The sequence below is a fragment of the Alcanivorax sp. DG881 genome, from assembly GCF_000155615.1.
GTDB lineage: Bacteria > Pseudomonadota > Gammaproteobacteria > Pseudomonadales > Alcanivoracaceae > Alcanivorax.
On the sequence record NZ_DS989915.1, the window covers coordinates 1,487,834 to 1,506,809 of the forward strand.

Here is an 18,976-nt window from a genome sequence, read left to right on the forward strand (position 1 = left end):
GCCGTTAATGCAGACGCAAGAGAAAGAATCAGGACGCTTGCGCATCCCGCAGGCGGCGTGGACGCTGGTCTGTCCAGGTCTGATTGATATGCTCAAGGCATTCGCTCTTGTTGCCGGTCACGCCGACGGCTTGCCAGCCCGCCGGGACAGGACGGTAGGTCGGCCAGATGCTGTACTGCTCCTGATCATTCATGACGACAGTGAATTCCGTTTCGGGATTATCAATACTCATGGCTTCCTCGCCGTTGACAGGATTGAGAAAAAAATTGAGAGAAAAGCGCGCCGGAGCCGATAGCCCGGGCGCACAAAGCACGATTATCAGACGCCCTAAACACCCGCTTCGCGTAATACCTGAACACTCTCTCGAGCGGCCAGATCATCCATTTCTTCCAGCTGGCCACTTTCCATTTTCAGCAAGCGATCAGCGCGATCGAAATAATGATCGTCGTGGGTAATGGCAATGATGGTCTTGCCGGCGGCTTGCAGGCGCGGCAACAGCTCGAGATAAAAGAATTGCCGGAATTGTGGATCCTGGTCCGCCGCCCACTCATCCAGCAACAAGCAGTCCCGGTTTTCCATCACCGCCATCAGCAGGGCCAAACGTTTGCGCTGCCCCTGGGAAAAACGAATATCGCTGAGGCGGCCATCTTGCTGGCGCACCTTGTGCTGCATGCCCAGCGTGGCCAGCCAGGCATCCACATCCGCCGCCGCCACTTCCGCTCCATCGCCTTTCAGTAACCGGCTGAATAGATGGAAATCCGTGAACACCGACGAAAACAGCTGCCGGAATGCCACCCGGTTCGCCTCGGTAACAAGCTCGCCATCCACCCGTAGCTCACCCTGCTGAGGCCGGTAAAGCCCGGTGAGTAAACGGGCAAAGGTGCTTTTGCCACTGCCATTTCCGCCTTGCACGAAAATCAGCTCGCCACGGCGAATGGTGAGATCCAGCGGTCCGACCGCAAAACCCGGCGCGCCGTCCTGATCCGGATAGTGATAACGCACTCCTTGCAGGCTGAGCGTATTGAAGCCTGCCAGCGTGTCGCCGCCCGCCTGCAGATCCGCCGTATCGTCGGCCAGCTCAAGGCCGGTCAGTTTGCGCAGGGACACCCGCGCAGCCAGCAAAGTGGGCAACGCCGCCACCGCGCCAATCAAAGGCGTGCGCAACAGCAAGATGGTCAGTGCAAAAATGGAAGCGGTATTGGCGTCTGCCCAGCCACGCCCTGCGGCGAGATAGAACAGCACCCCGATCAGGGCCAACACCAGGACGTTGGCCAGGTTGCCGGCCAGTCCGTTGCAGATATCTGCGCGGGTCACATGGTCACGGTAACCGCGGGCATGGCCATCGAATTCTTCATCAAAAAAACGCGCCGCACGGGGCCGGTTCAGTGCCAACTCCTTGCGACCATCAATCATGGATTGATAGTCCTGATAAAGATGGTCATCACCTTCACGGACCTTGCCCACATGGAAATTGATACGCCCGACCAGCCAGATGCCCATGACCGCCGTCCCCAGCAGCCAGGCCACCGTGACAGCGAACAACCCCGGCGCCAGCCAGGCCAGCCACCCCAGGGCCGCCACGCTAAGCGCGGCGCCGTAGACCAGCTCTGGCAAATGCACAAAGGCGATTGTCAGGTTACGCAGGTCGGTGCTCAGCGCCGCCAGCAGGTGCGGCCCGCCCACCTTTTCCAGTTGCTCGATGTCCGTGGCCAGCACACGGCGCACCAGGTCCCGACGCAGGCCGTACACCATCCGGTGCCCCAGCACATGCAGGGTCACCTGGGCGGCCGTGGCCGTGGCCAACAGCGCCACCAGCAGCAAGGCAAACTGGAACAGCACCACCGGCAAGTCCGCGCCACCGGCCAGCAATCGCTGACTGATAAACGCCAATACCGCCACACTCAATACCGCACTCAACACACTGAGCACGGCCACCGCCGCGAAGGCTTTCTTTCTACGGGAAAATAACAGGCCCATGAGGGTCATGAGGGATGTCCGCCTCCTTGGACAGGGAAGAGCAAATAAAGAGAATCGCAATGATATTGATTCTTATTTATATATCAACCTTATTTTCGTGCGGTTAATCCCGTTTTTGCCTGTCCGTCTCTTTCTTCACATTGGTGCGTATCGCCATTGCCGGAAAGTGTCCTGCTCAATACCATTCAGTGACAGAACAGGACTTATTTCATGACTCAGCAGATCACCACACGCGGCCAGCGACGGCGCCAGGCATTGCTTGATGCCGCCACACACACCTTTCTCCAGCACGGTTATGCGCGCACTACGCTGGACATGATCATTGCCGAGGCGGGTGGGTCGCGGCGTAGTCTGTATGAGTATTTTGGCGACAAACGCGGCCTGTTCGGCGCGGTGATCACTCACCATGCCCACAAGATGGTTCACGATATCCGTAGCCTGGAGCTGGACGAACTGCCGGCCCGGGAAGGCCTGGAACGGCTGGGGCACGCTTTTTTCAACGCGCTGACGGACCCGGTCAACCTGGAGTTATACCGGTTATTGATTGCAGAGGGTTCAGCCTTTGCCGAACTCGGGCAAACCGTTTACGAAGCCGGGCCCCACATGCTGCAGGAGCAGTTACTGCTCTACCTTCAGTGCCTTCACGACCGCGGGCAGCTCCCCGGCGCCGAACCCAGCCCCCATGCCGCCCGGCAGTTTTTTGGCATGATCAAGGCCGATTTCCAGCTCTGCGCCCTGCTGGCCCCCAGCCAGCTTCCCGACGAAACCGCGATCACCGCACACATCCAAAGCTGTGTGGCTCTTTTGTTGGACAACCACTAGTCTCGCCATTGGCACCACCTGTCTGCCCGGTATACATTGTAGATATCCGTCACCCTGGCCTTGGGGGCTAAGATGGCAATATTGATAATGTGACAGGATTCACAATATGCACAAATTGACACTTGCCTTACTGGCAAGTTTTTTGCCGGTTTCGGCCAGCTTTGCCGATGGCATGGACGCACTCTTTCTCAAGCAGGTTTACGCCAACGGAGGCGACACCCTTTATTGTCAGGAATCCTTTCAGCCCGGTGATCGCATTTCAGTAGAGCAGATTTACGATGAACGCCGGCTGGCACAGCACTTTGGTTGCCGGAGTACTCGTCTTTGCGAAAACAATCCGCAATTCTCCGATATTCGTAAAGACCGCCACGCCCTCTTCCCCGTCACCCGCCGCGCCGAGCTGGACCGCCGGCGAACCCTGTTTGGCGATCTGCCGGACACCACAGAAAAAGACAGCAACTGCGGTTACAAACAATCGTTCCAGGTATTCGAGCCCCCGGTCAACGCCAAGGGGGACGTGGCCCGGGCCATGCTCTATCTCCACGAACGCTACGAGCTCCCCCTGCTCGGCACCCTGGATATGTACCAACGCTGGAACCAGGAAGACCCGGTCACCGCCGAAGAGCGCCGCCGCAATAACGTGATTGAGCAACTGCAGGGCAACCGCAACCCCTTCATCGACGAGCCCGACCGCGCACAAAGCCTGCAAGGCAGCTCACCATTAAATATGCAGTTTCCGTAGCAGAGACGCGGAGAGACGCAGCACGCTTCATGCAGCAGGCAACAACACGTCGCAAGACCGGGTAAACCCTATCTTCCTGTGCTACGCGCTGAAGGGAATGGGATGCGGATTGGAGTGAATAACACGCTTTTCACCGTTTGATTGGCTTATCGCGAATATTCCGCACTTTGCCAAACGCCAGGGAGCCTGACGTAAAACCCATCGCCTGAGAGGCTGCCGTGATGAACCATAAAAAAACCGCACCCTTGAGGGGTGCGGTTTTTTTAATGCGTGCGGCGTGTTGCGTGCCACATGCAGCGGCCTTTAAAACAGATCCGCATCCAGGTCCATCATGGTAGCCGCCCCACTGTTCAGCTGGGCAGCCAGGGACTGGGCTTTCGGCAACACACGCTGGAAGTAGTACTGACCGGTGATGCGCTTGGCTTTGACGAAGTCATCATCACGACCGTCTGTGGCCGCCAGCATCTGGGCCCACAGCCATGCGTAGATCACATACCCGAAGATATCCAGATACTCCACCGCACCGGCACTGATGGCATCCGGGTTGTCACCGGCCTGGGCCAGCAGCGTATCGGTGGAGGACTTCAGCAGTGCCAAAGCCGCTTGCAGGTCCTCTTTTACTGCAGCCAGCTGCGCGTTGTCGGCATTGGCATCAACCCAGGCCTGGGCATCCGCCAGGAATGCATCCACGGACTTGCCGCCGTTGCGAGCCACTTTGCGGCCGGCCAGGTCGAGGGCCTGAATGCCGTTGGTGCCTTCGTAGATCTGGGAAATACGGCAATCACGAACGAACTGCTCCATGCCCCACTCACGGATATAACCGTGACCACCGAACACCTGCTGACCGGTGATGGTGGTATCCAGGCCACGGTCGGTGAAGAAGGCCTTGGCAATCGGGGTCAACAGCGCCACGCGATCTTCCGCTTTTTTCTTGGCGTCTGCGTCTTCGCTGAACTTGGAGGTATCCAGCTGCATGCCCACGTAGGCGGCCAGTGCACGGCCCCCTTCGTTGATGGCACGCATGTTCATCAGCATGCGGCGCACATCACCGTGCACGATGATCGGATCCGCTGGCCCTTCCGGGTTTTTCGCGCCGGTGGCGCTGCGGCCCTGCAGACGTTCGCGGGCGTATTCCACCGCGCTCTGGTAGCTGGCTTCACCCAGGCCCAGGCCTTGCAGACCGATAGACAAACGCTCGTAGTTCATCATGGTGAACATGCACGCCAGCCCCTGGTTCGGCTCACCGATGATCCAGCCTTTGGCATCGTCGAAGTTCATCACGCAAGTGGCCGAGCCCTTGATGCCCATCTTGTGCTCGATGGAACCACAGGTAGCGCCATTGGCCTCGCCCGGGTTGTTGTCCGCATCGGGCAGGAACTTGGGCACCAGGAACAGGGAGATGCCTTTGGAGCCAGCCGGCGCGTCCGGCAGCTTGGCCAGCACCAGGTGGATATGGTTGCCGGTCAGGTCATGCTCGCCGCCGGTGATGAAAATCTTGGTGCCGGTGATGTTGAAGGAGCCATCATCGTTGGGCACGGCCTTGGTGCGCAGGATGCCCAGATCGGTCCCGGAGTGAGGTTCGGTCAGGCACATGGTGCCGCTCCACTCACCGCTGTAGAGCTTGGGCAAGTACTGCCCCTTCAGCTCTTCAGAGGCATGCGCGTCTACCGCCAGGCAGGCACCGCTGGTCAGCGCCGGGTACAGGGCAAACGAAGAGCAGGCACTGTGCATCATTTCTTCGAACAGTACCGCCAGTGACTTGGGCATACCCTGGCCACCGAACTCCGGGTTACCGGAAAATGCGCTCCAGCCGTTTTCGGCGAACGTCTTGAATGCATCCTTGAAACCGTCCGGGGTGGTTACTTCCCCGTCGTTCCAGGTACAGCCCTGCTCATCGCTGTTACGATTCAGCGGGAACAGCAGGCCTTCGGTCATTTTGCCCGCTTCTTCCAGAATGGCATCGGACAAATCCTGAGTCACCTCTGCGGTGGCCGGCATGGAGGCCCAGAGCTGATCCGCTTTGAACACATCGTTGAGAACAAAACGCATGTCCTCGAGGGGGGCTTTATAGGTCGCCATTTGCACATCTCCCGAAAGTTGGCAGGGTGCGAATTTTAGGCAGCCCGGCGGCCGGGTTACAGGCTTATTTGTGACCCGGCGTTCATACCACGTATTTCGCCGTTTTATTGCGCTTCCAGCCGCCTCCCCACCCTGCAGGATCGAGGCTCGACACGGGCAATCGATATCGCAGACTTTCAAACAGAAACAAGACTCCCGTAACGATTCAATTTGGTGCACTATAGTGCACCAAATTAATGCAACTCCATTTCCCCAAAGCTCAGGACCCCCTTATGCCATCAGGGTTACAGGACTTTCTTCAGCATATAAAACAGCGCGACCCGGAACAAACCGCTTTCCATCAGGCAAGCGAAGAAGTGCTGCGCTCACTCTGGCCTTTTCTGGAACAAAACCCGAAATATCGGTCCATGGGGCTGCTAGAAAGACTTGTTGAGCCTGAGCGGGTAATCCAGTTCAGGGTGGCGTGGCAGGATGATAACGGTCAAGTGCATGTCAATCGCGGTTACCGTGTGCAGATGAACAGCGCCATCGGCCCCTACAAAGGCGGGCTGCGTTTCCATCCATCGGTCAACCTGGGCATTCTCAAATTCCTCGCCTTTGAGCAAACGTTTAAAAACTCGTTGACCTCCCTGCCCATGGGCTCCGGCAAGGGCGGCGCGGACTTTGACCCCAAAGGGAAGTCCGACGCCGAAATCATGCGCTTCTGCCAAGCGTTTATCGCCGAGCTGTTCCGCCACATTGGTCCGAACCTGGATATCCCTGCCGGGGATATCGGCGTCGGCGCCCGGGAAGTGGGCTACATGTTTGGCATGTACAAAAAACTCACCAATGAATTCACCGGCACCTTTACCGGAAAAGGCTTCTCCTTCGGCGGCTCACGAATTCGCCCGGAAGCCACTGGTTATGGCTGCGTTTATTTCGTTGAAGAAATGATGAAAACCCGCCATAGCGGGCTGGAAGGAAAGCAGACCTTGATTTCCGGCTCCGGCAATGTGGCCCAGTTTGCCGCCCGCAAGGTACTGGATTTGGGTGGCAAGGTGCTCACCCTTTCCGATTCCAGCGGCACGTTGTTCTTCCCACAGGGAATGACAGAAGACGATCTGCTTTATATTGCCGAGCTGAAGAATGAGCGCCGGGCACGGCTCAGCGAAGCCAGCAAGGATCTGGATGTTGAATATCTGGAAGGCCAGCGCCCATGGCACATCCCCTGCGATATCGCCCTGCCATGCGCAACCCAGAATGAACTGGACGGTGAGAACGCCCGGACCCTGATCAAAAATAATTGCCAGGTGGTTGCCGAAGGCGCCAACATGCCTTGCACCCTCGAAGCCATGGATATCTTCCGCGACGCCGACACCCTGTTTGCTCCGGGCAAGGCAGCCAACGCCGGAGGCGTTACGGTATCCGGACTGGAAATGAGTCAGAACAGCTTGCGCTTGAACTGGACGTCCGGCGAAGTGGACGAGCGACTGCATTCAATCATGCAGCGCATCCACCACTCCTGCCTGGAGTACGGAAAAATCGACGGCACCACTGACTATGTCCGAGGTGCCAATATTGCGGGTTTTGTCAAAGTCGCTGATGCCATGCTGGCACAGGGCGTGGTGTAGCAAGGCCCCAACAGACACAAACAGGCAGGCCGGCATTACCGGCCAGCTTGTTTGTCTTTGTGCTCGAGATTCGCGGCTAGCGGCTCCGGCCGTGCCCACAGCCAACTGGCAGTCAGCGCCAATATCGCCGGCACCCCCAACTTCACAGCCACATGGGCACCGGAAAAAGCAATAATCACCACACTGAGCAGCATCATCACCGAAGCAGCGATTTTAGCCCGGCGCGATACCGCGCCCTGCTCGCGCCAGTCACGGATGCTCGGACCGTATTTCGGATGCCCCAGCAGCCAAGCTTCCAGCCGGGGCCAGCCACGGGTTCCCGCCCAGGCGGCCACCAGCAGAAACGGCACCGTGGGCAGGCCGGGGATCACCACACCGATCATCCCCAGGGCCACGCAGAACACCGCCAGTAATCGCCAGGCAACGACTCTGATCATTGCTCACACTCCTGAAACGTCACTACAGCATGCACCAGTACGCCTGAATTGAAAAAACCTCCACAATCAAACGCCTGATGACTGACGTCAACGAGTACAGCAACGCAGTGACCGGACAGAGCTAGGGAACCTCTGAACCACTTTCTGCAGGCAACTCCCCGTCCTGTGGGACGGTCTGGGCATCCCCGGCAGCGCCAGCCAGTCCACTGGCCGCTTCAAGGCGCTGCTTGAGCATCGCAACCGGAATGGTCTCGCCATTAAGCACCACCTCATCACCACTGGCGTTGAGTACACTGCTCCACCGATCACCCTGCTGAACCACCAGCCCCTGGGCAGCCAAACCGGGCAACCGCATGGCTAACGGCGGTGGAATAACGGCTTGATTCATATCCACCTGCACAGAGACATCCAGCATCTGGTTCATTTGCTGCTCGGTGAGACCCTGCAGCTCTTGCAGTGGCAAGTTACGGCCCTCAAGCCCGAGATAGCGGGTACGGGCATCCAGGCTAAGCTGGCGCTCATCAGCATTGTCCACCAGCAATTGCATGGCCAGGCGGCTGTCACCGGGGTGCAGCAACTGCTCCCCGATCACCGTCATCATCTCGTCAATCAGCGTCTTGATTCTGGCAATCGTTTGCTGCGGATCCGCCGGCTCACTGTTGGCCATGGCCCCCAGCAGCATGTTGGTTTGCAGCTGGTCCAGTTCGTTGTTGAGGGCGTTGACCTTGATTAACGCCTGCTTGTCCAGGCCGGCGTAATTCATGCCCAGGTAAGCACTGTCCATCGGCATGGGCACCATGGCGCCGATAACGTTATCCACCCACAAGCCACTTTTACCGGCCAGCGTGTCACCATCATCCTGGCTGCTACCCTGCAGGGTAAAATCGAACCCCAGCAGCGGCAGGTCATTCTGCGCATACACCAGCCCCTTGCCGTTCAGGTTCATGTCGGTCAGCGGCAGGATGTCGCCAAGCATATCCACCACATCCACCGAGCCGGTCAGCGATTCAATCGCCATTTGCCCCTGTGGTGCATTGATATTCAGCCCCTTGAGCGTCACAAAGCTGTTCACCGGGTAGCCGTCGATATTCGGGCGATGCACATCCACCTGAAGCTGTTCCAGCACGATCTTGCCCATGGGCGAATCCAGATCGACCGGGGCGAGCGCCACCCGAATACGGACGCTGCCATCAAAACCATAAAAGCTGTTCCCGACGAGAGGAGCCTTGCCCTTGAACAGTTGCTCGACCAGCGCCTTGCTCTCAGGCGGCAAAGCCGACAGGTCCAGCACTTCCCGGGTGCTGGCCAGGCCGACCTTCAGCCCATCATCGGTGAACGCCAGCGGGCCATGATGGATCGTGCTCAGCGAACAAACCTGACCGGACAACGCCGCCGCTTGCGGCATGGCCGCCAGCTCTCCCTGAATGATCAGGCAGGTATGCGCACTGGAGGACAACAAACCACGCTCGTAACGCACTACATCCAGCAGAATATCCTTCTGCCCCGGCAGTATTTCCATCTTCGCGACTTCATCGCGGACCACCTGCTCAACCCGCAGGCCCACATAAAAGGTAGCCGCCAACCATGCCGCTACCGGCAGTACGACCAGCACTACAACCAGCACGAGTCCTTTTTTCATGGGTATTCCCCCTTCGTCCCTGTTACCCCGTTTTTTGAAGTGCATCACTATAGCGGAAAAACACCGGGAGTAACGATCAGCCCGCCAACCACCACAGGCACGTTATCTCTCGCTAACCTGGCGTTGCACCGATTCAATTCCGCGTTGTCTTGAACCCAAAAATGAAGCAAAAAAAAGCCCGCCAAGAGAGGCGGGCTTTTTTATCTACAGGAAAAATCAGAATGCAAAGTGTTCCGCATCCAGATCCATCATGCAGTCCAGACCACCTTCGATGGCGCCTTTATGGCCAGCCACGCGCGGCAGGATACGCTTGAAGTAGAAGCGTGCAGTGCTGATCTTGGCCTTGTAGAAGTCCTCATCACCGGCACCGGATTCCAGTGCGGCATGGGCCACGGACGCCATACGGGCCCACAGGTAGGCCAGGGTCACGTAGCCGGAGTACATCAGGTAGTCCACCGAGGCGGCGCCCACGTATTCCGGGTTCTGCATGGCCTGCATGCCGATGGCCTGAGTCAGCTCGCCCCATTCCTTGTTGTAGCCGGCCAGCGGCTCCAGGAATTCTTTCAGGTCCGCATTGTCGCCATTGGCTTCACAGAACTGGTGCACGATCTTGGTGAAGTTACGCAGGGCCTGCCCCTGAGTCATCATCACTTTGCGGCCCAGCAGATCCAGCGCCTGGATACCGGTGGTGCCTTCGTACAGGGTAGAGATACGGGCATCACGTACGTTCTGCTCCATGCCCCACTCACGGATAAAGCCGTGGCCACCGTAGATCTGCACACCGTGGTTAGCGGCTTCCAGGCCCGCTTCGGTCACGAACGCCTTGGCGATCGGGGTCAGCAGAGCCATCAGGTCGTCGGCTTCCTTACGGGCCGCTTCGTCTTTCTCCAGCTTCACCTTGTCACCCAGCTGGGCACACAGGTAAACCAGTGCACGACCACCTTCCGCGAAGGACTTGGAGGTCAGCAGCATGCGACGCACGTCCGGGTGAACGATGATCGGGTCCGCCGGGCCTTCCGGGTTTTTCGGGCCAGACAGGCTACGCATGGCCAGACGATCCTTGGCGTAGGTCAGACCACCCTGGAAACCGATTTCAGCGTGGGCAACACCCTGAATGGCCGTGCCCAGACGGGCAAAGTTCATAAAGGTGAACATGCAGTTCAGGCCTTTGTTCTCCGGACCGATCAGGTAACCGGTAGCACCGTCGAAGTTCATTACGCAGGTAGCGGAAGCCTTGATGCCCATCTTGTGTTCGATGGAACCACAGGTCACCGCATTGCGCTCACCCACACTGCCGTTACCGTCGGTGAGGAACTTGGGCACGATGAACAGGGAAATACCCTTGGTACCTTTCGGGGCACCCGGCAGACGGGCCAGCACGATGTGGATGATGTTCTCAGCCATATCGTGTTCGCCGGCGGAGATGAAGATCTTGGTGCCGGTGATGCTGTAGGAACCGTCTGCGTTAGGCTCGGCCTTGGACTTGAGAATGCCCAGGTCGGAACCACAGCTCGGCTCGGTCAGGCACATGGTGCCGGTCCACTCACCGCTGGTCAGCTTGGGCAGGTAGCCGTTTTTCTGCTCGTCGGTACCGTGCTCTTCGATGGTCGCAACCGCACCGTGGGACAGGCCCGGGTACATGCTCCAGGACCAGTTGGCGGAACCGGTCATTTCAGAAATCGCGATACCAGCAGAACCGGGCAGGCCCTGGCCGCCGAATTCCGGGTCGCCGCCCATGGCCGGCCAGCCGCCTTCCACGTATTTGGTATAGGCTTCTTTAAAGCCTTTCGGCGTGGTCACCACACCGTTATCGAAACCACAGCCTTCCTCATCACCGGAACGGTTCAGGGGAGCCAGCTCGTTTTCGGAGAACTTGGCGCCTTCTTCCAGGAAAGCATTCAGCAGTTCGCTGTTGATGTCTTCCAGACCCAGGCTGGCGTAGTGGCCATCCAGATCCAGCACTTCATTCAGTACAAAGCGCATATCGCGCAGGGGAGCCTTGTAATCCGGCATCTCAAATCTCCCTTAAATTACCGGTGACAATGAGGCGGGCCGCGGCTCGCCAGTGTAGGGGAGTCTCTGAAGTACTCCTTGGGACGCTAATCTTAGGTCAGGCCTCCAGCACGTCTCCACCCCTATTTGTGACCCGCAAGTCAAACAAGCGTTTGAAACTACCGTTTGCCCTCTAACCGCGCTGATTTAAAAGGCATTTACCTGGCAACCGTAAAAAAGCACCGGTCTGCCCCCGTTGACCTCTCAAGCCCCTCGGGTTTCGGTATACTCGCGGGATTACGGTTTAACAGCCTGTTAAGGAATAGTGAAATGATTGATCCCAACCTGCTGGATATTCTGGTTTGCCCGGTGAGCAAAGCACCGCTGATCTACGATGAAAAGTCGGCTGAACTGAAGTGCAAGGCCAGTGGCCTGGCCTACCCGGTACGCGACGGCATCCCTGTCATGCTGGAAGAGCAAGCTCGCACCATGGGTGATGAGGAAGCTCAATCGCTGTAGAGCCCCGCCACATAACACTTCGCCACAGGAAGGCCTTTTATGCATAAGCGGCTTTGTTTTGCCCTGGCGCTGGCCAGCTCCCCGTTGTGCGCTCAGGAGCCCGTCGATAACGACACGCCGGTTCCCGATACCGCCCCCGCCAGCATGACCGAAGAGCAAAAGCTTAATGACTGCCTGTTGCGCAGCGCCCAGACCGCCAACGGCAAGGTAACCTTGCAGGAGATGCGTGGCTGGTGCACCAATGGCGAAGAACAGGACAAGATCAGCGCCCACGAAGATGCACTGCGGGCCAGACTAGCACTGGAGAACACCACCCAGGGCAACCCCTTCGTCATTACTCCCCATCGCCGTAATTACCTGCTGCCCTACAGCTACTGGTCCAACCGGCAGTGGAACGACCCCACCAAGAACGACAGCGACCTGCAGCCCACCGAGGTGAAATTCCAGTTATCGCTGAAAGCCCCGATCAAGGAAAAGATTGTGGATGACATCACCCTGTGGATGGCATTCACCGGCACCTTTTACTGGCAGGCCTATAACAGCGAGCTCTCTGCCCCGTTCCGCGAAGCCAATTACGAACCTGAGCTGTTCATTACCAAGCCCATCGACTGGCAGATCGGCCCGCTGGACTCGGAGCTGCTCGCCATGGGGGTGGTCCATGAATCCAACGGCCAGGATGTCCCGGTATCGCGCAGCTGGAACCGGGTTTTCCTGAACTATATTTTCAAGACCAACGATTATTACTGGTCCTTCAAACCCTGGTATCGCATACCGGAAGATGAGAAAGACGATCCGCTGGATCCCCGTGGTGACGACAACCCGGATATCGAAAAGTACATGGGTAACTTTGAACTGGAAGTGGCCCGCCCGTTCGGCAATCACGTGATTGAACTGATGCTGCGCAATAATCTGCGTTCGGAAAACAAGGGTGCCGCCCGCATCAACTATTCGTTCCCGTTAAGCAAGCGTTTCAAAGGGCTGGTACAGGTGTTCTCGGGTTACGGGGATTCGCTGATCAACTACGACAATTATGAAAACCGCTACAGCTTCGGGATTCTGTTGACGGATTCATTGTAAGAGACGCATAGAGAGACGCAACACGCTGCACGCATCATGCAACACGGAAGAATCAGCATGATGCGTGCTGGCAGCTCAGTACCACAGCGTAAACAGCAACCGGGTTACGGTGGCATCAAAGCTGTACAAAGGCTCGGTACCGGGTGTGGTCTGTACCCGGATATCACGGAAGTTATCGTAATCGAAATTGAAGCGGTCCACCCACAGGTGCAGGCCGGCCTTGCTGATGGTGTCCCAGTTGGGTTTACTGAACTGGAAACCCACCCCCAGACCAATCACCGTGGAAGAGAACTCGCTCAATTCCTTGTCTCGGGCCAGGAAATTCTGGGAATCCTGAAACGGGAACAGGTCTGCATAAAAATCCGCATCACCCTGCTGGTAACTCCGGTAGCGGGTCTCCACCGTCCAGCGCTGGCCGATGGGCTGAATCAGCTGAAGCTGCCAGCTATTGGCATCCACGCCCCAGGAGTCGCTATAAATTCGATATTCCCCGTGCAACCCGGCACGCCATGGCAGGTAATACGACAACCGGATCGCCGTGGCCTCACTGGTTCGGGTATTGGGGTAACGCTCCGGTTCAAAGCTGTAGCTGTTGGGTGAAGTCAGGTAGCGCACCGATCGGTAAGGGTTATTCAGGTAGCCTTCATCGGTAATCAGTTCATGGCCGATGCTGCCGATCAGGTTTTTCGTCAGCACCTGGCTCAAGCCAATACGAAAGTGTTGACGGTCCGCCTCTTCAGCGAAGCTGTTGTCGCCGGTACGGAACACTTCGTCCCAGCCTTTCGAATAGCCCAGGCTCAGGGTGGTCAGGTCCCCGAAAAAATCCTGGCTCATATCGAAGTGCACCGAGTTGGCTTCAAAGTCACTTTCTTCACTGTTGCCGTAGCTCAGTGAATAAATGGCTTTGCCCGCCAGGTAATCGATACCGACACTTTTTTCGGTGCGCTCTTCTGAATAAGGGCTGGCGCTGGTCACCACGTCAATGGAAGCCGCCGACACCTTGTCCACATAGTAATTGGCACGCACCGAGACTTTATCTGCAAAAGACTTGCGCACCAGCACCGACGGGCCCTTGATATCCATGCCGCCGCCATCGTAGGCATGGCGCAATACATCCAGCCGATCCTCCGGCAACACCGCCGCCAACGCACTGGCCGTTAGCAACCACAGCGCCCCGACTCGTAGCCCCCACATCAGTTGCATCCACAGCCTCCGCCGGCACTGCCTTCTGCTCCGCGCATGGCTTCACGGGCCTGATGCACGTGGTGCATGTAGTTATCCGATGCAGGGTTGGCTGCCGGATTCATCACCGGGTCGGCCAGCCGGGCACGCTCGTAAGGCTTGAGCCAGGGCTGTACGGATGAACAGCCACTGCCCAGGGCGGCGGCAATCAACAGGGAAATCAGCGCGGTCTGTCGCATTATTCGAGCACCAGTTCCTTCACCTCGGTCCGGTAGTGATCCATATAACCGTCCTTGTAGCCACGGTGGTGATAGCGCACCTTGCCATTGCGGTCGATCAGCACCGTGGTCGGCATGGCATCCACCTGGTAGGTCTCACTGGTGCTGTTGGCCGGATCGAATAACACCGGAAAGCTCACGGGAATTTTATCCAGCAGCAGGTTGGCCTGATCCCGGTTTTCATCCAGGTTCACGCCGAGAATGGTAAAACCATAGTCGCGATATTCCTGATAGAGCTCATCCAGCAAGGGCATTTCCGTACGGCACGGGCCGCACCAGGACGCCCAGAAGTTCAGCAACACCACCGTGCCGCGCAGCTCACTCAGCTTGATGTTCTCGCCGCTGCTGGATTTCAGGGTAAAGTCCGGCGCCTGGCCGGTTACGTCTGCGCTCGCCCCCAGGCTCCACACGCACAGCACCCCACACAGCACCCCTGATAGCCATTTTTTCATTGTGCTTCCCCTCACTGTATTTGCCTGCTTTTTTATGCTGCTTCCGCCCGTTCTGACGGCCCCGGAGCGTGACCGGGGGTGATCAGAAAAACACCCCGATGCCTGCGGTTAATTCCAGGTTATGGGTGGTTTTGTCTTCACCCAGCACATCCAGATTGAAGATGTGATCTTTCATGTCCACGCGCACCGCCATCCAGTCATTAAGCAACAAACGGTACCCCACACCCAGACTCAGCGTGAACTGGTCATCGCCGGCAAAGTCCGTCATGCCGGCTCCGCCCATTAAATACAATGCATTGTTGTAGGCACGGTTTTCCGACAGAAACGCCTCGCCCGGCAGCAGGTTGTAGCCCACGCCCACCTGATAATAGGTGTATTCACGCTCATCATCGGTGAGCAGCTGAACCCCCGCATTCAGGGTTTCAAAACTGGTTTCCCCGGCCTTGGAACGGCCCAGACTGCCTTCCAGGAATACATCCTCAGACAGGTGGTAATCCAGCCGCACCCCCAGCACCGGGTCACTGCCGAAATCCTCAATGGAGAGAATGCCGGTGTAGAGGCCGATCTCGAAATTTTCCGCATCGATGTCCGCCTCTTTGATATGACGGCGTTCAATACGCGGGTCGAGCACGGATTCCGCATCCGCATCCCGAACGGTGGCCTTGTTGTCACCCTCTTGTTCCGCCGCCACGCTTTGCAGTGGCAGCAGCAGGGATGCCGCTAGAACAGTACAGAGAAACCGAGTTTCCATTCTTCCAAATTCCGGTTGTCGTCTTCCTGGGTAAACAGCACATAGCTACGGTACTCGCCGCGCAGAACAAATCCTCGCGACAGGTAGGCTTTCAGGCCCGCCCCAGCGAAGGCAAAATTCTCATCACGGTTTTCCGGTGTCACCACCGTGGCCCGAGGCTCGATTTTGGCGCGCCCGGTACCCAGCATGACATAGGGAGAGACCCGCCAACGCGGGAACATCTCGTGCTGCAAGTTAATATCGATCAGTTTGTTGTTGGCGAAGGGGCCGCTGGCCTGGGTGAACATGGCTTCCGCAGACAGGTTTTCCGTCATTCGGTAACCCAGCGCAAACGCCAGTGAGGTCACTTCATCCAGCTCCCCCATCAGCACCGACGCCTGCCAATGGCCAGCCTGGAATGCTTCCTGGCCCAGGCTTTTCATCTCCGGGGTTTGCTCGCTACCATCCAGGGTTGCCAGCAACGCTTCACGAGGCACCCAGCCCACCCGGCCACGCACGGTGCTTACCTTGATCCAGCCGGCACGGCGATATTCCAGGGTCAGCGGGGCATCGCGCTCCACCACATGAAACACGGGATAACCGCGCCCCGGGCCGGTGTGAATTTCCACAAACGGCTCCGCCACCTTGACGCGCACCGCCGCAGTATCCGATTTGGTATCGGCCCCAGTCTCGGGCTCAGCCCAGGCCGGCAGCACCGCAATCAGTGATAACAGAATTACAACAAGGCGCACCGGGTGCGTCTCCTTTCCAATACATGTCAGGGCGCGGGAAAGCCCGCTCAGTTTTCCGGCACCCGGAAGGGGTCGTTATACAGCTGCGCCCCCAGATCGATCCATTCGGCAATCAAGCGCTGCTCCGCCGCACTCAGCCAGCCTTCATGCACGCCGCCGGTGGCGAAGCGATCAAAGAAAGCGCCGGAGTTACGGGCCTGCCCGGCCCGCAGGGTAGCGGACACCGCCACCGTGTCCGTGACGGGAATCGGGTTGCCATTGTTATCCAGAATCAACTCGCCGTCTTCATCGGTTTGGTAAACCACATTGCCTTCACCATCGGTGACGATAATCAGGTTATCCACCAGAGCGCCGTCTTCCAGCACCAGCTCGTTGTCGTTGAACAACAATTCCCGGTAACTGGTGAGCTGGTCCTGCTGGTCCGGTGACGCCTCACCGGTGAGTTCCAACTGGGCAGGCGGCACTTGCAAGGCATTCATGGCATCGCGACGGTTATGGCACGACGAGCAGGTACGGTCTTCCATCACGCCACCCACATCAGCCACCCGGGGCAGATCCCAGATCGGCTGAATATGGTCTTCGTAGTGAATCACCGTCCGGCATTCCGGTTGCCATTGAGCCTGACAGCCCGCCGTGGCGGGAGCCGGGGTCTCCAGATCGTCATAGCTGAGCAATAGCTCATCGGCCGGATCCGGCGCTGGATCACTCCAGGCATCAAACGCCTGCATATTGATAGCCGGCCATTCGCTATCTGGCAGGAAACGGGCCAGGGCCTGGGCCATGGTTTCCCCGGCATCGGCAAACGGCACCACATCGGCGCGGCTGTTGGGGAACGGTTGGCCGGTGACCGGTGCGCCGTCATGGATCGATGGCGCCATACCATCGATGCGCCCATGGGGCTGTGGATTGTTGGTTCGGTGGCAGCCCTGGCATTGCAGTGTCTCCCCAGGGCGCAGGTTCAGCCAGGCACCATGGCGGCTGAACACGGCCTTGCCGTCTGCATCTACCAATTGCAGGCCCAGCGGCGCATCTGCCGGCACCCGTGCCCGCACGGAACCGTCCGGCTCCACCGGCACATAACCGACAATCTCACGCATGCCGAAGTTGGCTGCCCGACCAAACTGGGCGCCGCTGATATCGCGCACGTCTTCGTCGGGGATCAGCACGCCTTTGGTGATACGCAGGAAGCGCACCCGTCGCTGGTCCGGCGTGACCTGGGCCGGATCACTAAAATCCGCGATCGAGTTGATGCCCGGCAGCCCCGGATTCATGAAATCGGAAAAACCGCCATCCAGATCGTACACGCTGCGGATATCGATACGTGCCATATTGGCATCGGCCAGCGCCTCGTCCCGATCCGACGCCGGCACCACGGTAGCCATGCGACTGGCCGTGGCCACAGCAAGCTCAGTCACCCATAGCCCCTGCTGAGGCTGCACCACCGGCAACTGCGTTCCTTCTGATGGATTCAGAATCCACAGCCCGAAAGCCGGCTCAGCTTCCGGCAAACCCTGCTGCAAGTATTCGTCGGTACAGGGTCGCAACACCGCCCCGTCCTGCAAACGACACGGCGACCAGGCCATCAGGTAACGCCCGGTACCATCATTCAGGCTAACCAGGTCCGCCATGCGTCCGGTCACCGAAATGTCTCCGGTCAGCGTGGTATCCGGGCCCGGCAGAGCCTGTTCCGCCTGCCCCGCCACCCGGCCAAACAAGGGGCCTTCACGGTTAACGAAGTTGTCGATATCGATGGCCACCGGCTCCATTTGCCCGGCGGCGGTTTCACGTAACCGGATGGCCGTCAGCAAACGGCCATCGCCCATAAACGAGAGCGGCATAAACTCGCGACGGGTATCGTCCGTAAGCGCATGGCTCTCAGCCCCGTACAACGGCGTCAGCGCGGTCCCGTCCGGGTTCACCCGGTACAGGTCAAAACGGTCTTCATTGTCCTTGTTATCCCAACGCAGGAAGACCACCCGGCCATCCGCTTTTACCAGCGGCGCCACATCGTGACTCATGTTGAAGGTAATCTGCTGAATATCCGAACCGTCCGGCTGCATCACATGCAGGGCGAAAGCGCTCACGTCGCGCCCTTCCTCGAGGGGATAAAACTGAGGTTTACCTTCATCCAGCAGACGGGCCCGGGCCTGACGCTGGCGAGTGGAGGAAAAGACAATGCGGCCATCGGGCAGGTAGGCGGGGTAGCGGTCCTGGCCTTCTTCAGCCAGCAAATCACTGCTGATCAGGCGGTGGATCCCGCCGCCCTGAAAATCGTATTCCCAAACGTTCCAGGTGGGCTGCTCATCCTCATCCGCATCAGGAATTTCCGGCGCGCGGGCGGCAAACAGCAATCGCGTCCCGTCCGGGCTGACACTGAGATCGCGGATATCATGGCCTGCACCCAGCCGCGCCGTGGTCACATCCCGGGCCTGAGCGCGGGATGACGCACTGTCGCGCACCATCAGCCGGGCACCGGCCTGGAAAACCGCCGGGTCTTCCAGCGTCTCCTGCGCCATCGCGTCCATGTCACCCTGGGGCGGGGTACGCTGCACATAGGCCACCGGGATCTCGGTCACGGTCGGATCTTTTGCCTGCTCACTGCCGTCCAGGCCGCCGCAGCCACCAAGCGCTGCCAGCATTCCCAGCAGGCCGAGTCCCCCAATACGCTTTATTATTTTCACCCGTTCA

17 protein-coding genes are annotated in these 18,976 nt (G+C 58.4%); 5 read left to right on the forward strand and 12 right to left on the reverse strand.

The genetic code is table 11. From position 1 onward, the window contains the following. Nucleotides 1-28: 28 nt before the first annotated feature. A complete protein-coding gene (locus ADG881_RS06615; RefSeq protein ID WP_007151409.1) occupies nt 29-232 on the reverse strand; it encodes an MbtH family protein in 204 nt (67 codons plus the stop codon). A gap of 95 nt (nt 233-327) precedes the next feature. After that, a complete protein-coding gene (locus ADG881_RS06620) occupies nt 328-1,986 on the reverse strand; it encodes a multidrug ABC transporter permease/ATP-binding protein (RefSeq protein WP_007150051.1) in 1,659 nt (552 codons plus the stop codon). A gap of 201 nt (nt 1,987-2,187) precedes the next feature. Between ADG881_RS06620 and ADG881_RS06625 the strand changes: the two genes are divergently transcribed. Both ADG881_RS06625 and ADG881_RS06630 read left to right on the forward strand, forming a co-directional pair. Then, a complete protein-coding gene (locus tag ADG881_RS06625) occupies nt 2,188-2,799 on the forward strand; it encodes a TetR/AcrR family transcriptional regulator (RefSeq protein ID WP_007149009.1) in 612 nt (203 codons plus the stop codon). Nucleotides 2,800-2,905: 106 nt separating this feature from the next. Next, on the forward strand, nt 2,906-3,541 hold the full coding sequence (locus ADG881_RS06630) for an endonuclease (protein WP_007150057.1): 636 nt from the start codon (nt 2,906-2,908) through the stop codon (nt 3,539-3,541). Between the two features lie 303 nt (nt 3,542-3,844). Here ADG881_RS06630 and ADG881_RS06635 read toward each other — a convergent pair whose 3' ends face one another. Next, the gene (locus ADG881_RS06635; protein ID WP_007150992.1) at nt 3,845-5,620 is read right to left on the reverse strand and encodes an acyl-CoA dehydrogenase C-terminal domain-containing protein; all 1,776 of its coding nucleotides are present in this window, start codon (nt 5,618-5,620) and stop codon (nt 3,845-3,847) included. 272 nt (nt 5,621-5,892) lie between these two features. Here ADG881_RS06635 and gdhA point away from each other — a divergent pair, with 272 nt between their 5' ends. Beyond that, nucleotides 5,893-7,230 (forward strand): NADP-specific glutamate dehydrogenase, encoded by a 1,338-nt coding sequence (gene gdhA, locus ADG881_RS06640; RefSeq protein ID WP_007149920.1) that lies wholly within the window; start codon nt 5,893-5,895, stop codon nt 7,228-7,230. Nucleotides 7,231-7,265: 35 nt separating this feature from the next. Here the strand turns inward: gdhA and ADG881_RS06645 are convergent, their stop codons facing one another. The 3 genes from ADG881_RS06645 to ADG881_RS06655 all read right to left on the reverse strand — a co-directional run bounded on the left by ADG881_RS06645 (nt 7,266) and on the right by ADG881_RS06655 (nt 11,319). After that, nucleotides 7,266-7,667, reverse strand: a complete 402-nt coding sequence (locus tag ADG881_RS06645) for a YbaN family protein (RefSeq protein ID WP_007149023.1) — start codon at nt 7,665-7,667, stop codon at nt 7,266-7,268. 121 nt (nt 7,668-7,788) lie between these two features. Beyond that, a complete protein-coding gene (locus ADG881_RS06650) occupies nt 7,789-9,306 on the reverse strand; it encodes a DUF945 family protein (protein ID WP_198005000.1) in 1,518 nt (505 codons plus the stop codon). A 216-nt stretch (nt 9,307-9,522) separates the two neighbouring features. Then, a complete protein-coding gene (locus tag ADG881_RS06655) occupies nt 9,523-11,319 on the reverse strand; it encodes an acyl-CoA dehydrogenase C-terminal domain-containing protein (RefSeq protein ID WP_007151410.1) in 1,797 nt (598 codons plus the stop codon). 309 nt (nt 11,320-11,628) lie between these two features. Between ADG881_RS06655 and ADG881_RS06660 the strand changes: the two genes are divergently transcribed. Beyond that, entirely contained in the window at nt 11,629-11,817 is a 189-nt protein-coding gene (locus tag ADG881_RS06660) for a Trm112 family protein (RefSeq protein WP_007151538.1), read from the forward strand. A 39-nt stretch (nt 11,818-11,856) separates the two neighbouring features. Continuing rightward, complete coding sequence (locus tag ADG881_RS06665) at nt 11,857-12,894, forward strand: phospholipase A (RefSeq protein WP_007149293.1); 1,038 nt, start codon at nt 11,857-11,859, stop codon at nt 12,892-12,894. 75 nt (nt 12,895-12,969) lie between these two features. Here the strand turns inward: ADG881_RS06665 and ADG881_RS06670 are convergent, their stop codons facing one another. The 6 genes from ADG881_RS06670 to ADG881_RS06695 form a co-directional block, all read right to left on the reverse strand. Then, the gene (locus ADG881_RS06670) at nt 12,970-14,097 is read right to left on the reverse strand and encodes a DUF3570 domain-containing protein (RefSeq protein ID WP_007148793.1); all 1,128 of its coding nucleotides are present in this window, start codon (nt 14,095-14,097) and stop codon (nt 12,970-12,972) included. Continuing rightward, nucleotides 14,088-14,315, reverse strand: a complete 228-nt coding sequence (locus ADG881_RS06675) for a DUF4266 domain-containing protein (RefSeq protein WP_039926360.1) — start codon at nt 14,313-14,315, stop codon at nt 14,088-14,090. Before ADG881_RS06675 ends, ADG881_RS06670 begins: the two co-directional genes overlap by 10 nt. After that, nucleotides 14,315-14,806, reverse strand: a complete 492-nt coding sequence (locus ADG881_RS06680; protein ID WP_007150467.1) for a TlpA disulfide reductase family protein — start codon at nt 14,804-14,806, stop codon at nt 14,315-14,317. Before ADG881_RS06680 ends, ADG881_RS06675 begins: the two co-directional genes overlap by 1 nt. An 82-nt stretch (nt 14,807-14,888) precedes the next feature. Beyond that, the gene (locus ADG881_RS06685; protein WP_007151588.1) at nt 14,889-15,557 is read right to left on the reverse strand and encodes an outer membrane beta-barrel domain-containing protein; all 669 of its coding nucleotides are present in this window, start codon (nt 15,555-15,557) and stop codon (nt 14,889-14,891) included. Continuing rightward, entirely contained in the window at nt 15,527-16,288 is a 762-nt protein-coding gene (locus ADG881_RS06690; RefSeq protein WP_007150604.1) for an outer membrane beta-barrel protein, read from the reverse strand. The genes ADG881_RS06685 and ADG881_RS06690 overlap by 31 nt, the downstream gene beginning before the upstream one ends. Nucleotides 16,289-16,335: 47 nt before the next feature. Continuing rightward, nucleotides 16,336-18,969: a PD40 domain-containing protein gene (locus tag ADG881_RS06695; RefSeq protein WP_007151613.1), complete on the reverse strand. Its 2,634-nt coding sequence runs from the start codon at nt 18,967-18,969 to the stop codon at nt 16,336-16,338. Nucleotides 18,970-18,976 lie beyond the last annotated feature (7 nt).